This window comes from Gelidibacter sp. F63206, assembly GCF_023015735.1.
This window is the reverse complement of record NZ_JALKAU010000049.1, coordinates 20,383-32,767: the sequence shown is the minus strand read 5'-3', so window position 1 is coordinate 32,767 and position 12,385 is coordinate 20,383. Positions and strand designations below refer to the sequence as shown.

General features: G+C 40.3%; 10 protein-coding genes. 3 read left to right on the top strand and 7 right to left on the bottom strand.

Annotation, left to right across the window (positions count from 1 at the left end):
- The 6 genes from MWU32_RS01965 to MWU32_RS01940 all read right to left on the bottom strand — a co-directional run.
- The coding region (locus MWU32_RS01965) for an AMP-dependent synthetase/ligase (protein WP_246937294.1) at positions 1–1,228 on the bottom strand (1,228 nt) is incomplete at its 3' end.
- 286 nt (positions 1,229–1,514) lie between these two features.
- A complete protein-coding gene (locus MWU32_RS01960; protein ID WP_246937292.1) occupies positions 1,515–2,573 on the bottom strand; it encodes a CaiB/BaiF CoA transferase family protein in 1,059 nt (352 codons plus the stop codon).
- Complete coding sequence (locus MWU32_RS01955; RefSeq protein ID WP_246937290.1) at positions 2,573–3,010, bottom strand: acyl-CoA thioesterase; 438 nt, start codon at positions 3,008–3,010, stop codon at positions 2,573–2,575. Before MWU32_RS01955 ends, MWU32_RS01960 begins: the two co-directional genes overlap by 1 nt.
- On the bottom strand, positions 3,007–4,215 hold the full coding sequence (locus MWU32_RS01950; protein ID WP_246937288.1) for an acyl-CoA dehydrogenase family protein: 1,209 nt from the start codon (positions 4,213–4,215) through the stop codon (positions 3,007–3,009). The genes MWU32_RS01955 and MWU32_RS01950 overlap by 4 nt, the downstream gene beginning before the upstream one ends.
- Positions 4,216–4,724: 509 nt before the next feature.
- A complete protein-coding gene (locus tag MWU32_RS01945) occupies positions 4,725–6,866 on the bottom strand; it encodes a 3-hydroxyacyl-CoA dehydrogenase NAD-binding domain-containing protein (RefSeq protein WP_246937286.1) in 2,142 nt (713 codons plus the stop codon).
- A gap of 23 nt (positions 6,867–6,889) precedes the next feature.
- The gene (locus MWU32_RS01940) at positions 6,890–8,089 is read right to left on the bottom strand and encodes an acetyl-CoA C-acetyltransferase (RefSeq protein ID WP_246937284.1); all 1,200 of its coding nucleotides are present in this window, start codon (positions 8,087–8,089) and stop codon (positions 6,890–6,892) included.
- 186 nt (positions 8,090–8,275) lie between these two features.
- Between MWU32_RS01940 and MWU32_RS01935 the strand changes: the two genes are divergently transcribed.
- The gene (locus tag MWU32_RS01935; protein ID WP_246937282.1) at positions 8,276–8,932 is read left to right on the top strand and encodes a transglutaminase-like domain-containing protein; all 657 of its coding nucleotides are present in this window, start codon (positions 8,276–8,278) and stop codon (positions 8,930–8,932) included.
- Between the two features lie 26 nt (positions 8,933–8,958).
- Positions 8,959–9,528, top strand: coding sequence for a TetR/AcrR family transcriptional regulator (locus MWU32_RS01930; RefSeq protein ID WP_246937280.1), 570 nt, complete (start codon positions 8,959–8,961; stop codon positions 9,526–9,528).
- 305 nt (positions 9,529–9,833) lie between these two features.
- On the opposite strand, the gene MWU32_RS01925 is transcribed toward MWU32_RS01930, so the two are convergent.
- Positions 9,834–10,409: a GNAT family N-acetyltransferase gene (locus tag MWU32_RS01925; protein ID WP_246937278.1), complete on the bottom strand. Its 576-nt coding sequence runs from the start codon at positions 10,407–10,409 to the stop codon at positions 9,834–9,836.
- A 319-nt stretch (positions 10,410–10,728) separates the two neighbouring features.
- Between MWU32_RS01925 and MWU32_RS01920 the strand changes: the two genes are divergently transcribed.
- Complete coding sequence (locus tag MWU32_RS01920) at positions 10,729–12,225, top strand: MDR family MFS transporter (RefSeq protein WP_246937275.1); 1,497 nt, start codon at positions 10,729–10,731, stop codon at positions 12,223–12,225.
- Positions 12,226–12,385: the final 160 nt, after the last annotated feature.

Below are 12,385 nucleotides of genomic sequence, written 5' to 3'. Positions count from 1 at the left end.
AGATATTCAATCCTATTAAAAGGATTTCACCGTCTTCAGCGATTTTAACTTCCAAACTCGATACCACCTTACCCACGGTTTTTAAACGCGATTCTCCCTTTTTATAGCCATTTATAGAAATCACTCCAGAAGACTCTGTCATGCCGTAGCCTTCATAAATTGGCAGTCCGGCTGCGGTATATACTTTAATCAATCGTTCGTGTAGTGGTGCGGAACCTGACACCAAAAACCGTAACTCTCCTCCGAAAATCGCACGCCATTTACTGTAGATTAATTTGTCCGCTAGTTGATGTTGCCAACCTCTTTTTTGATCGATTTCTGTACGTTCGGCAAGACGTACTGCCCAGAAGAATAGTATTTTTTTCAGACCTGAGAGCTCATTGCCTTTTGCGATAATTTTATCGTATATCTTTTCGAGCAAACGGGGCACAATTGGAAGAAACGCAGGTTTTACCTCTTGTAAATTATCGACCAGTTTTTCTAAAGATTCTGCAAAATAAATTTCAAATCCCATATACTGGTAGTAGTACATGACCAAACGTTCAAAAACATGACTGATGGGCAAATAACTCACCATCGGGAGATGAGGTTCGTGTAAATTTAATAACTCCTTACACATTGTCGCCGTATATAACAGTTCTTCATGGGTAATCATCACTCCTTTTGGAACTCCAGTAGTCCCCGAGGTGTAAATAATAGTGGCGAGATGTTGTGGGGAGATGTTTGCTTTGCGCGCTTCAACTTCTGAATGATGATCTGTCTTTTTTCCTAAGGCTACTAATTTATTCCAGTTGTTATCGGAAACTGTAGTGTCGAAACTGAAAATTGAAGCGACTTGTGTGTTCTTTTGAACCGATTGTACTTTTTCAAATAAATCCTTATTGGAAACAAAGCACATTACTGAATCGGAATGGTTTAAGATAAATTCGTAGTCTTTTGAGGATAAAGTGGCATACAAAGGGACGTTTATTGCGCCAATCTGTAAAATAGCCATGTCTAAAATATGCCATTCTACGCAATTCTTTTCGGTTACAATAGCAATTTTATCGTCTATTTTAACACCTAATTCAATTAAAGCATTGCTAATGATGACTATTTGATTGCAGTACTCTTGCGTGCTCAATGCCTTCCACTCCCCTCCTACTTTTGTATTAAATGCTTTTTGTTGCGGCGTATGACATAATTGATATTCTGGTAAATCGAATAAGTGTGTGAGTTTTTTAGGCATGGTACAAAAAGTTATTAGTATATGTGTAACTGAACTGTATGCTATTGATTTTAGTGATGATTATGAAGGGTTTCGACTGCGCTCAACCTGACAATTAGAACTCAACCTGACATTATTTATTTAACGGAGGTTTCGACTGCGCTCAACCTGACAATTATGCTTAACTAAACAATATTTAATTTAAAGATGTTTCGACTGTGCTCAACCTGACAATTGCGTTCAACAGGACATTGGATAGGCTTCTAATTAACTTTCTATCTTCTCTATCTTTATCTAAAGTATTAAACTAACTATACGTTTTAAAAGGAGCCGCATAGGTTTTCAGCGTGCGATTCTTTATCGTGCTATCATTAAAGACATGCCGTTCCATTAGATGTGTGTTCATGGTTACTTCCTCTATTTGGAGAATTGGTGACAAGCATATATCGTGGGTAGCGCTTAAACGGGCCCACTCGTCCCTTGTTTTCGTTTTAAAAAGCACGTCCAATTCTTTTTTAGGAAAAACACCGTTGATCAACTCCAATTCTGATGTTCTTTTCCATTCCGGTTTTTCCACCATATCACAGAAGACATTCCAAAACTTCATTTCCAAAGCACCCAAGGCCATCCATTTTCCATCGGAACATTCGTACACATTATAGTTGACGAGCATGCCACTTAAAATGGGGGTTTGTTTATACGAAGCGCCGCCCTCAGCCATACTATGTGCAATGGCATTTAAGGGCATGGTGGCATCGAGCAAACTCAGATCTATATATTGTGGTTTATTCTGTAGTTTCTGAGCCAACAATCCTGAAGTACAGGCAGAAAGCAACATATAGGATCCACCCGCAATATCGGCGATTTGAAATCCAGGAATAACGGGTTTTCCTTTTTCATCTCTATTTAAGTCCAATAAACCCGCTGTAGCCAAATAATTAATATCATGTCCAGCTTTGGTTTGTAATTCGCCACTTTGCCCATAGCCTGTGACTGACACATAAACGATGTTGGGATTGATCTTTTTTACCGTATCAAAATCCAAATTAAAACTGGCCATGGCCCCCGGTCTGAACTGCTCAATCAACACATCAGCAGTAGCTATTAAACCGCATACGTTTTTATAACCTTCCTCAGTTTCATAATCGATATTTAAAATCTCTTTTGAATGGTTCATCGTGTGAAACATAAAAGAACTATCGTCCAGTTTAGGCTCGTAAAAACGGGTATAGTCCAAGCGTTTTGGACTTTCAATCTTCATCACTTTTGCGCCCAATTGACTTAATAAATGAGTGCCCAAAGGGCCTGGCAACAATCGGGTGAAATCAATAACTGTAACACCTTGCAATGGTTTTGATTCTTGCATTATTTTTCTAATTGGTTTATATCCTCTATAACCGCTTTGGGAAGTGCGATTTTTTGTTGCTTGTTATAATCGACAATGACCACCTCATGAGTCTTTAGGGCAACCAATCGGTTTTGTTGGGTACTGAAAAAATAAGATTTTAACACAAAGCGATCGGATTTAATCTCTTCAGTTCTGGTACCAATAATAATAGTGTCTGGATAAAGTACAGGAGAAATATACTTTACCGACTGAAATCCTAAAATCGGAGCATAGAGCATCTTTTTAGGATTCTGATTTATAATAAAACCCATGGTCTTAAAATAATCGATGCGAGCAGTTTCTCCCCACCGCACATAATTGACATTATTAACATGTTGGAACGCATCCATTTCGCCCCACTGCACAACTATCGTTGTTCGCACTTTAAAATCTGTAATGCTAAGTTCTTGTTTCATTGTTTCTTTTGTTGCTTTCGCGTGGCCTTCATTTCTGCAAAGAGCTCTTTAAACAAGCCTCTGGCCACCACCAATTTCATGATTTCGTTTGTACCCGCATAGATACGAGCCACGCGATTATCGGCATACATTCTGGCAATAGGATATTCCCACATATAGCCATAACCACCAAACAGCTGTAAACATTCGTCCACTACTTTACTGTGCATATCAGTTGCCGAAAACTTCGCCATAGACGCACTTTCTGCAGAGAGTTTATGCTGTGATAACTCTTCCGTACAGCGATCGACAAAAGTTTGGTGAATTTGCAATTGCGCCGCCGCTTCAGCAAGCTTGAATTGCGTATTTTGAAAACCGGCAATAGGTTGTTTAAAAGCGGTTCTGGTAGAGGTGTAAGCAATGGTATCTTCAATGGCGCCTTCTGCACCACCAATAGCTGCCAAGGCTACTGAAAGTCGCTCACGGGCCAATTCGGTCATCATAATTTTAAAGCCCTGGCCCTCTTCACCCAATAAATTTTCTTTGGGCACTTTTACATTATCAAAAAACAACTCGCAGGTATCTTGAGCCTTCATCCCTATTTTTTTGAAAGGCACCCCCTTTTCGAAACCTTCCCATTGGCTTTCCATAATTAATAAGGAAACGCCTTCTTCAGGGGTTCCGGGTTTAGTTTTTACAGCGATAATGGACATGTCCGATAAGTACCCATTGGTGATGAAGGTTTTTTGTCCGCTTACGAGATAATGATCGCCTTTGTCCACAGCTTTGGTTCGTAGGGCTTGTAAATCGGAACCACAATTAGGCTCAGTCATGCCAATAGCAGTAATCATTTCACCTGTGGCCATAGGTGGCAAATACTTCTTTTTTTGTGCCTCTGTTCCATATTTGAGGAGGTATGGCGCTACAATATCCGAATGCAATGAGAAACCAGGTCCAGTGATGCCCTTTTTTGTCAACTCTTCCATAAATAAGGCGCTAAAACTAAAATCAAGTCCTGCGCCGCCATAGTCTTCTGGCATATCAATACACAGCAAACCTAAGTCGCCTGCCCTTTTCCAGATCTCGCGACTCACCATGCCATCTTTTTCCCAGGTTTCCACTTGGGGCAAGATTTCATTATTGATAAAATCCTGAATCATGCCCTGCATCATTTTGTGTTCTTCAGAGGCATATATTTTTCGTTCTAATAATACGTTTTGTAACATGGCTACTTTTTTTAGTGATTATTTTGTTTTTCATTGATGTAAATTCAGGAATCAAGACCTGCCTAACGACAAGCAGGCGCTTCGCTTATACCTGTCTGCCGAACAAATAGGGAACAATCCCGAAACCTTTCGGGATGATTGTAACAATCTAACAAACACCTCAATTCAAATTAAAGTTGCCCGAATACACTGCTGTAAAAAACTTCAAAATAGTAAGATTTCCACTTGAAAACCCAGTATATCAATTACTTTAAAAGACTTTCTTAACTTTTTTTTGCATATCCGCAATTAATCCCAAAAAATTGAGGTTGCTCATTTAAAATCCGAATAATCATTGCCCCTCCCGATAGTTATCGGCCCTAAAGGGTGGCTTATTCTCCGATTAATTAATCATTTAAGATTTTTTGCTCCCTTTAGGGCGGGGCAAACAAAAAATCGGTATTGTATTTTCAGTTTAAAATTCTAATGTCTAAGAGCGATATGAAAACTTTTTTTTACGGGCACTAATATTAGTTTTTATAGAACACACGATTGGTTCCTGCTTTTTCAATCCGCTCTATAAGGGATTCAGGCAATTGAAATCGCTCGCCATACTTTTCAGCCAAACCAGCGGCATAGTCTTTAAATTGCTGTCCACCAATATAATCAATATAAGACATCACTCCACCCGTATAAATTGGAAAACCAAGTCCTAAGATAGAACCGATATCCGCATCTCTTGGTTCTGTTAAAACACCACTGTCCAAACATCGGTACGAATCAATAACCATTGAGAACAATAGGCGTTTTCCTATTTCCTCTTCATTATATTTTGTTTGTTTTGGGTAAATAGTGGACCATTCCTTCCAAAGGTGTTTTTTGCCCTCTTTTGGATAGTCATAAAACCCTTTGCCTTCCTTTTTACCTGGTCTTTTGCGAGTATGGACTATCGTCGAAATTGTTTTTTCCAGTTCTTTTTCAAAATCTGTCAAAGTAGGATCTTCACTCATAATGTCTAACATGAGTTTCAAATTGACCTCATCAGATATGGCTAAAGGGCCCACCGGCATGCCGATCTTCTTGGCTACATTTTCTATAACTGCTGGCGGAATACCTTCCGTTAACATGGCGATGCCTTCATTTACAAATTTCCCAAAAACGCGAGAGGTGAAAAATCCGCGACCGTCATTTACCACGATAGGTACTTTTCTGATTTTTGTAACGTAGTCTATAGCTGCCGCCAAAGTTTCATCTGAGGTTTCTTTACCTACAATAACCTCTACCAAAGACATTTTATCTACCGGCGAAAAGAAATGCAATCCGATAAATTTATCAGGCTTAGAAGATGCTTTTGCCAGAGTGGTGATGGGGATGGTGGAGGTATTACTGGCGTAAATGACTTCAGGACTGATGACGGCTTCTGTTTCTTTGGTCACTTTATATTTGAGCTCTAAATTCTCAAAGACCGCTTCGATAATTAAATCGCAGTTTTTTAAATCATCAACAGCATCCGTTGGATGGATTTTATCCAAAAGCTGGGCCGATTTCCCTTCGGAACTTCTCCCTTGATCAATTTTCTTCTGCTCCAATTGGTTTGAATATGCTTTTCCTTTTTCTGCACCTTCCAACGAAACATCCTTTAAAACCACATCCAACCCTGCTTTTGCAGACACATAGGCAATCCCTGCACCCATCATTCCGGCTCCCAAAACACCCACCTTCTTATAAGTTGCTTGCTCAAATCCCTTTGGTTTCGCTTTTCCTTTGGACGCATCACCAATAAATACAAAAGCCGCTCGAATGATATTTTTTGTTTCCTTAGAGAATAAGGTATCCACAAAATAACGTGCTTCAACCTCCAAGGCTTTATCAATGCCGGTTGAACTCCCGTGATATATGGCGTTCAACACATTTTTAATATGCGGCATATTGCCGTGGGTTGTTTTATAAGCCATGGCATTGGATACGGAATAAAATTCAGTAAAACCTGATATTTGACCGATACCATTTGGCGTTCCCGGAACCACAAACCGCTTATCATCCCATGGTTGGGTCACTTCAGGATTTTTTAGTATCCATGCTTTGGCCAAGGCATTGATATCATCGGTTGGTGCCGCGAGCTGATGGACCAACCCGTCCTTTAGGGCTTGTTCTGCCGACAATTTTTTGGACTGGGTGATATATTCTATGGTTTTTCTTGGACCCAACAATCGCAAAAAACGTTGCGTCCCACCTGCTCCGGGGAATAAACCTACAGAACACTCTACCAATCCGATTTTATTGGTAGGATGATCGGTCATAATGCGGTGGTTACAGGCGAGGGCAATTTCCAATCCGCCACCCAAGGCAAGGCCACTTAAAGCAGCAACGATCGGTTTTGTAGATAATTCCATTTGACGCATGGCTTGATGGGTTTTCATCAGCATTTCAAAGGACTCCTTTTTGGTGGCCTCAAAATTTAAAAACCACTTTAAATCGCCTCCCGCTATAAAATCCCGTTTGGCTGAGTTGACCACAATCCCTTTGACAGCCTCATCATTAATCGCCTGATCTATCGCAGTGAAAAATTCTGAAATGGTCGCTACGTTCATGATATTCACTGGAGAATTGGCGACATCCCAAGTAATAAAAGCAATGCCGTCCGTATCAATGGTATATGTTATATGTTGCATTTTTGTTTCTGTTTTTTTAGCGATTAAATACGTTCGATTATTGTAGCAATGCCCATACCGCCACCCACGCAGAGTGTGGCCAAAGCAGTGCTTTTATCTTGCCGTTCCAATTCGTCCAGCGCCGTCCCCAAAATCATACAGCCCGTAGCGCCTAAAGGATGGCCCATAGCAATGGCCCCGCCGTTGACATTGACAATGGAATGGTCTATGTTCATATTTTCCATAAGACGCAATGGCACTACGGCGAACGCCTCGTTGATCTCCCACAAATCGATATCTGAAGCAGTCATTCCGGCTTTGCGCAAAGCCTTTTTAGTGGCTGGCGTAGGACCTTCCAACATAATTAATGGTTCCGAGCCGATGATGCTTCCCATTTTAATTTTCGCTCTTGGAGTCAATCCTAATTTTTCTCCAATTTCTTTGGAACCAATCAGCATTAGTGCCGCACCGTCCACAAGTCCAGAGGAATTTCCGGCATGATGCACATGGTTTATACGCTCAACTTCAAGGTAGGTATCCAAAGCCGTTTGATTAAATAACATGGCCCCCATCTGTTCGAAAGAGGGATTTAACTTCCCCAAAGCTTCTATTGTAGTGGTGGCACGAATATATTCGTCTTTGGCCAAGATTTCCAGTCCGTTAATATCGGTAACCGGAACTATCGATTTATGAAATGCATTTTTAGACCAAGCTGCTGCAGCTCGTTTTTGCGATTCTACGGCAAACCTATCCACATCATTTCGAGAATACCCATATTTGGTAGCGATTAAATCGGCCGAAATACCCTGTGGCACAAACTTACCAAAGGCAGCATCCGGCTCCATCACCCACGCCGAACCGTCGATACCCATGGGTACACGCGACATGGATTCAACCCCTCCAGCAATAATTAAGTCAGACCACCCCGATCTCACTCGCGCTGCGGCCTGATTGACAGCCTCCAGTCCTGAGGCGCAATACCGATTTAAAGAAACAGCGGCTAAATGATCGCAGTAGTCAGCCACCTGCGCAGCCACCTTAGCAATATTACCGCCTTGCTCACCAGCCTGCGTGACACAGCCCAGAACGAGGTCTTCAACATACGACGTGTCTAAATGGTTGCGCTCTTTTAAGGCCGAAAGCAAAGTTGTTACTAATTGCACGGGGCTTACTTGAGACAAGCTCCCTGTTTTTTTACCGATTCCACGGGGTGTTCTTACAGAATCATAAATATATGCCTCCATCTGATGTTGTATTTTAAGAGTTACTGGGTGGTAACATATAAAGTAAAAAAATATGTGACCACATGGTTACAAATCTAAACTAAAGATTTATATTTGTCAAGCAAAACGACTTAAAAATAATAAAAACTTACAAAATCTAATGTTAATAAACACTATTATTAACTATAAGGCATATAATTAACTGATATGACATATTTGGAAGAGAATTATAATTTTGATTATTCGTCTCAAAACATTCAAAACATCATTAAAAAAATAAGCGAAGATAGCAGCAAAGACACATCTTTGGATTTTGCAATAAAAGCCTATTACTATATTCGGGATGCCTGGCCTTATAACCCCTATAGGATTAGTTTAAAGCCAAACGATTGGCGAGCGTCCAAGATAAGCACCCATACAACAGGCCATTGTTTGGATAAAGCTGTTTTATTGATCAGTGTTTTACGCGCTAAAAATATTCCCGCACGATTGGGTCTGGCAAAGGTTAAAAACCATATTGCTGTGGATGATATCATTGAAAAATTTGGTAATGATGTCCTGGTCCCACACGGTTATGTTGAACTCTATTTAAACGGCAAATGGGTGAAAGCAACTCCGGCGTTCAATAAATCCTTATGCGAAAAAATGAATGTTGCGCCCTTAGATTTCGATGGGACAACTGACTCTTTGTTTCAGGCTTATGACAGTTCGGGCACCTCGGTATTTATGGAGTATTTGGAAGATTATGGGACCTTTGACCACGTTCCGTTAACCTATATGTTCGATTTAATGAAAGACACCTATCCCCCTTTACGAGAAAATAAGATAGAAATAGGAATGGTATTAAACCTCAAAGATTTATAATACCAATTAAACATTCAAATGATATCATGAAGAAAGATAGAGCCGCAACCGAAGAAAAAATATACGAAAGCTTTTTAAGCCTTTTGGAAGAAAATGGACCGCAAGCGGTAGGCATTAATGCCATTGCCAAGAAAGCCGGAGTGTCTAAAGAATTAATCTACCGGTATTTTGGCGGATTGGAAGGCTTACTTCTACAACTGGCTAAGAAAGGTGACTTTTTTAAATCGATGTTGGCGCTTCACGATAAAGACTTGGCGACGGTTGAAGACCTCAAGGAGTTTGCCATGGCCGGGACAAAAGAGCTTCGAGAGAACAAACTCACCCAAGAAATTCTGCGATGGCAATTGCTTGAAAACAACGAGGCAACACGCGATTTATTTAAATATAGCAATAAGGAAATGGGGAAAATTTTTGCCATTTCTGATAAGGACAGTTCTCTTAACCATGCCTTTCAATTGATGATTGGCGGATATGTCTATTTTACACTGTTGTCTAAATTCAATAAAAAGTTTATCACTACTGACTTGACTTCTCAAGAGTCATGGGAGAAGTTTGATAAAGCGATTGAAAAGACGATTGATTTGTTTAATAAATAAGTAATTTAAATAGATTGAAAGAAAGTCATGGATATAAAATGATTGTTGGCGGAAAACACCAACTGTGGCCTAATTGCTCAAGATACATCCTTATCTTTTTATAAATCTGGCAACCGTTTTGACATCCTTGGACCACATTTAAACAAAATAGATGGATTGTTGATTATGAACCAAAACAAGTCCGGATTAATTCGAAGTTTTTCTTCTCTGTACATTCTACAAGCCACCCGTCAATTTTGAATTTATGCCGAGGTAGTTATGAAAGTATTTACACATATTTTGTTAGTAAATTATGGGTTCCAAACTTAGATATGTGGATAAGAATCGTTCCAATCCCATAGCACAATGACCCATTGGGTCTGATACAAATCTGTATAAATATGGATTTCCTTGAACCCCACTTTTTTATGGGCATTTCTTGAACGATGGTTGGTCAAGGCGATTTCCGTGATGCAAAAGTCATAGCGATTGGCAAATGTATCTTTATAAAGTTGAAGACACTTTTCAAAAACGCCCTTTCCTCTGTAATTTTTGTGGACACAAACCTGTCCAACAACCATATAATTATATTCGGATACCAATTGACCCTTATAATCGATTTTCTCGAACTCCTCAAACATCGGGAGAATTATAGGAATATCTGACTTTGATTGTTTTGTCATCGCCAGCACATACCCAATAACTTCCTTATCGTCTTTTGCCACAATTTGGGGTTCAATGGCATTTAAGTTTTCAAGCATTTCCAGGCTATGGTCTACCGTCACAAATCCATAGGTCTCAATCTCCTGATCTGATAGATTCTTTTTCAAATTGGCTTTTTGCAAAGTACAAATACCTTTCAAATCGGCCATATTTCTATATGTCGTAGTATAGTTGATCATGTGGGCATGAAAATGTCCATGAATATAACCATATAATTCAAGGATTTTATCGCATCAGGACATAAAAATAATCTTTTGAATTTATAGTTTTTTGTAGATACGCTGTCCTCATCGCTTCGATGGTTAAATGCCTATTGGCATTGTTTAATTATGATCCTCAATTTTATCAGATTTCATTCAAAAATGTAAGATTCGATAATAGATTCTAAAATGCGTTCATTTCATTTTTTTGAGTCGACAAAAATCGCTGCTAAAGGTCTCAAGCATTCATCTATTAAGTTTTAACTTTGCGCGAAATAAATTAATACGAATTCATTTTATGACTCACAACGTCCAAAGCCAAAAAAGTAGAGGCTGGATATTAGCGGCTTTAATGATAACCATGGCTTTAGCAGCCATGGACAATACCATTGTAGCTACGGCCATTCCGCAAATTGTGGGCGATTTGGGTGGATTTTCACTGTTCAGTTGGTTATTCTCTATTTATCTTCTGATCCAAACCATTACGATTCCCATTTATGGGAAACTCGCCGATATTTACGGACGCAAACCCATCCTTATTTATGGCGTCATTGTATTTCTTTTAGGCTCTGCTGCTTGTGCCGGGGCTTGGGATATGATTAGCTTGATTGTGTTTAGAGGTCTGCAAGCCGTTGGTGCAGGTGCCATTATGGCGACGGTCAATACCATTGCTGCCGACATTTATACGCTTGAAGAACGCGCAAAAATCCAGGGTTGGCTTTCCAGTGTTTGGGGCGTTTCTGCTATTGTGGGTCCCACAATAGGAGGCGCTTTTGCGGACTATGCGTCTTGGCGGTGGATTTTCCTGATCAATATTCCCGTTGGAATCGGCTCTATTATTATGATCTACATTTTTTTGAATGAAAACAAACCGATAAAATACACAAAAATCGATTGGCTTGGTGCTTTTGCGTTATTGGTTACTGGCGGATTTATTATGTTCGGACTGATGCAAGGGGGACAATCTTGGGATTGGATTTCTTATGAGACCCTAATTTTCACCGGAATTGCTGCCGTTTTAGTGTTTATTACCATGAAAATTGAGTCGCGCGCCGAAAGTCCCATCCTACCGAGATGGGTCTGGCGAAAGCGCGTTCTTGTGGGTGCCAATTTGGCTACCATAGGCATGGGCTGTATGACTATGGGACCCAATATGTTCTTACCTGTTTTTGCCCAATCGGTCATAGGCGTTGGGGCGATTATGGCAGGTTTTATTCTGGCGAGTATGAGTATCACCTGGCCAATATCGTCTTCACTTTCCGGGAAATTATATCTACGGATTGGATTTAGAAACACGGCGCTGTGTGGCATTTCCGTTGTTATTATTGCGGTTTCGAGTTTCCTTTTCATGCCATATCCTGGTTCGGTAACCGTTTTGGTGGGCATTCAGTTGCTTATGGGTGCCGGATTTGGATTGATCTCTACACCATTGATGGTAGGCGTGCAATCGACCGTAGACTGGGGAAAAAGAGGGGTTGTGACAGGCGCCAGTATGTTTTCGAGATATTTTGGTCAAAGTTTAGGCGCTGCCATTTTTGCCGCTATTTTCAATTCGGTGTTATTTGATAAAATGACTGAGGCCCCAGAAGGTTTGCAAAGTACGCTACCCAAAGTGAATGAGGTGGTGGAGGTATTGCAATCTGCACATTCAGATGATAGCGTTCAGAGCTATCTGCAACATGCATTTTTCGATTCGACACACACGGTCTATATCGGTTTATTGACCGTGGGACTGCTTACGCTCATTATTTTATTGCTCACGCCGAAACACTTTGGGAAAATTGATTCGTTTTAGATGGCAGATGACCGATGACAGGGGACGGAAGCACAGATAAACTGGACACAGAATTTTTTCTTGTTTTTATCCCGCAGATTACGCGGATTTTCGCAGAAAGAACCCTGAGAAAACAGAAAGTTGTCCACACAACTTAGTGGAGCTGGAAAATTGATGGGCT